The 2,231-nt window shown below is 64.6% G+C and carries 5 protein-coding genes; 1 reads left to right on the plus strand and 4 read right to left on the minus strand.

The features are described 5' to 3' along the window. The 4 genes from ACFWUY_RS41295 to ACFWUY_RS41310 form a co-directional block, all read right to left on the minus strand. On the minus strand, positions 1-289 hold a 289-nt coding region (locus ACFWUY_RS41295; protein WP_384122087.1), incomplete at its 3' end, for a hypothetical protein. Then, entirely contained in the window at positions 286-690 is a 405-nt protein-coding gene (locus ACFWUY_RS41300; RefSeq protein WP_384122090.1) for an RRQRL motif-containing zinc-binding protein, read from the minus strand. The genes ACFWUY_RS41295 and ACFWUY_RS41300, both read right to left, overlap by 4 nt. After that, a complete protein-coding gene (locus tag ACFWUY_RS41305; RefSeq protein ID WP_384122093.1) occupies positions 687-938 on the minus strand; it encodes a hypothetical protein in 252 nt (83 codons plus the stop codon). The genes ACFWUY_RS41300 and ACFWUY_RS41305 overlap by 4 nt, the downstream gene beginning before the upstream one ends. Then, positions 935-1,099 carry a hypothetical protein gene (locus tag ACFWUY_RS41310; RefSeq protein WP_384122095.1) on the minus strand — a complete coding sequence of 55 codons (165 nt, stop codon included), beginning with the start codon at positions 1,097-1,099 and terminating at the stop codon, positions 935-937. Before ACFWUY_RS41310 ends, ACFWUY_RS41305 begins: the two co-directional genes overlap by 4 nt. Before the next feature lie 203 nt (positions 1,100-1,302). Between ACFWUY_RS41310 and ACFWUY_RS41315 the strand changes: the two genes are divergently transcribed. Continuing rightward, positions 1,303-2,130: a GntR family transcriptional regulator gene (locus tag ACFWUY_RS41315; RefSeq protein WP_384122098.1), complete on the plus strand. Its 828-nt coding sequence runs from the start codon at positions 1,303-1,305 to the stop codon at positions 2,128-2,130. Positions 2,131-2,231 lie beyond the last annotated feature (101 nt).

The following is a 2,231-nucleotide window of genomic DNA, read 5'->3' on the forward strand; positions in this document are numbered from 1 at the left end:
CCTCGAGGACCGTGCGGGTATGCGCGGCCATCTTCGGCGAGGGCATCCAGTACTTCGTCGATCGGCCCAGCAGCGCGTCAGCGGTCGAGCGGGTCGGGGTGATCCATGACGGGCCCGGAACCGGGCGCATCCCCAGCTCGGAAACCACCTTGGCCTTGCGCAGCTTCCTGACGATCCGGTAGGCACGCGACTCGCTCACGCCCAGCATCTGCGCCACCAGATCCAGTGGGGCGCCGTACATGTCGGACAGCACCGTCAGCAGCACCATCTCGCGGGAAGTCAGATTCACCTCTCCATCTCCTGTTCTCGTTCGTGCTCGGCGACGGCCGCGAACGCGTTCACGGGTGCGGCCGTGCTGAATGCGTTGATTGGCTCGTTGGTGGTCCAGGCCGGGCCCGGATCGCCGGGGGTCTGGTCGATCTCGACGCCGCGACGCTCGGCAGCGCGCAGCTGGTGGGCGCGGGTCGCCTTCTCCAGTGCCGCGAGCTGGGCTGCGGTCGGGGTCCGCTTCGGCGCGGCCTTCTCGACGTCGAACAGGTGCGCGACCAGCTCACGACCGTGGCGGCGGAACGGGATCCGGCCCGCGATGTCCTGCCCGGCCGGGCGCAAACCCTCGGCTGCCAGCTGGCGACGGGTCCGCAAATGCGCAGGCGCGGAACGCCATTTGTAGGTCTTGATGCCCTCGCTCATCGCGGTACCTGAGTGGGCTGCACACGCTGCACGTGCTGGCAATCGGTCCTCGTGACCTCATGCGCGCGGCAGATATTCGGCGACGGCACGTAGCTCTGCTGGTCAACCCATGCGATCGAGCAGCCGACCATGCCGACCAGCAGCGCCAAGACGAGCAAGATGCCCTGCAGGACGGGCGGCAGCGAGCTGTAGGCACGCGATCCGGCACTCATGACCGCGGCGTCGGTCTTGACGACAGGGCCGATCATCGCCGACCACCTCGACGCAGCGGGCCGCGGCGGTGCGTCAACATCTTCCACAGCACCACCACGAATGCGGCCGTGAACAGGCTGTCGATCACCAGTTCCGGCGCGCTGACCAGCGCAGCCAGAGCGGCCAGACCGGCCACAAGGATCAGGGTCGATCTCATGGAATCACTCGCTCCCAGTAAGGCATCAGATCGAATATCTGATGCCTCTTTAAGGTACGACTGATGTCCTCTGATGTCTAGTGTTTGGCGCGTTTTTGGTCACAAATTGCTGTTTTGATGTGGGGTGACGCACCCGACACCCACTCCTTGTGGGTGTCAACTGATACGTTGCTTGCGGGGCGAGAGAAGCAGGAGAGCAGGCAATGAACACGACGGATGGGGATGCGCGGCACCGGCAGATCGCGCGCGAGCTGCGGAACGAGATCGAGGCCGGCCGACTGCGTCCAGGACAGAAGCTGCCGTCGACGCGGGCGCTCGCCGAGCAGTTCAACGTCTCCGTCGCGCCGATCAACGACGCAATGGCGATCCTCGAAACTGAGGGCCTTGTAGTCAGCAAGCCGAGGTCTGGCCGCTCCGTCAGCGATACCGCCACACCTGGTGCACCGCGGCGTCGTGTCGGTCGGCCCCAGGTGATCTACGTGGGCGGCTATGCCGGATCCGGCAAGACCGAATTCGGGCGCACCCTGGCCAGGGAGAGCGGGTGGGCGATGCTCGACAAGGACACGCTCACCCGATCCGTCGTCGACGCGGCACTGGTCCAACTTGGCAGCAGCCCGGCTGATCGCGAGTCGGATCTGTACATGACCGTCATCCGACCTGCTGAGTACGAATGCCTGGCCGCGACGGTCCAGGAGAACGTGAGCTGCGGCGTTTCGGTCATCGTCACTGCCCCATTCATCAAAGAGTTCGGGTCGGAGGCATGGTTTCGCCGGACAGCGGTCGACCTCGACACTCTCGGCGCAGATATGACCGTGGTTTGGATTCGCGCAGACGCTGACTCGATGCACTCCTACATCACTCGCCGCGGCGCGGCGCGCGATAGCTACAAGCTTGCGCACTGGGGCGAGTACACCGACGCGATCAATCTGACCTTTGCTCCAGCGTGGGACTACACGCTGGTGACGAACAACTCGGACTCTGCGCCGCTACGCGACCAAGCCCAGGATCTCCTGGCCAAGCTCGCCAACTGAAACTCAATCTGACATGACATCTGATACTGCTGTGATCCTGTATGGACCACCTGCGGCGGGCAAAGACACTGTGACAGCCGCCCTACCTGCGCCATACACGC

Origin of the sequence: Streptomyces sp. NPDC058664 (genome assembly GCF_042716635.1) — a bacterium.
Taxonomy (GTDB): domain Bacteria; phylum Actinomycetota; class Actinomycetes; order Streptomycetales; family Streptomycetaceae; genus Streptomyces.

Bases quoted from the DNA above. Each gene is read 5' to 3' on its own strand.
- ACFWUY_RS41310 (WP_384122095.1), bottom strand. From the start codon at position 1,099: ATGAGATCGACCCTGATCCTTGTGGCCGGTCTGGCCGCTCTGGCTGCG.
- ACFWUY_RS41305 (WP_384122093.1), bottom strand. From the start codon at position 938: ATGATCGGCCCTGTCGTCAAGACCGACGCCGCGGTCATGAGTGCCGGA.
- ACFWUY_RS41315 (WP_384122098.1), top strand. From the start codon at position 1,303: ATGAACACGACGGATGGGGATGCGCGGCACCGGCAGATCGCGCGCGAG.
- ACFWUY_RS41300 (WP_384122090.1), bottom strand. From the start codon at position 690: ATGAGCGAGGGCATCAAGACCTACAAATGGCGTTCCGCGCCTGCGCAT.